At 63.4% G+C, this 366-nt stretch carries 1 protein-coding gene; it reads right to left on the reverse strand.

Going from position 1 to position 366, the window contains the following annotated elements:
* Positions 1-33 precede the first annotated feature (33 nt).
* A partial coding sequence (locus ACY35P_RS15695; protein WP_462116766.1) for an integrase core domain-containing protein occupies positions 34-366 on the reverse strand: 333 nt, incomplete at its 5' end.

A 366-nucleotide genomic window follows, 5' to 3' on the forward strand; every position in this document is an offset into this window, starting at 1 on the left:
CCGACGTCCCCCCGCTTTCAGTAGCGGGTTGATCTAGAGTCCGGGGTTGATGGTAGTGGATGCGAGCTGACGGGCGTAGGCGGCAGGTGTCAGTCCGCCCAGCGCCTTCTTCGGTCGCTCCTCGTTGTATTCCCGTCGCCACGTTTCGATGGCGGTTCGCGCATGCAGCAGGTGCGTGAACCAGTGCTCGTTGAGGCACTCGTCGCGAAGCCGCCCATTGAACGATTCGACGTAGGCGTTCTGGTTCGGCTTGCCCGGCTGGATCAGGCGCAGTTGCACGGCACGGTTGTAGGCCCACGTCACCATCGCCTTGCCGCAGAACTCCTTGCCGTTGTCGGTTCGAATCACTCGCGGCAGGCCGCGACT

The organism is Lysobacter xanthus, assembly GCF_047159895.1.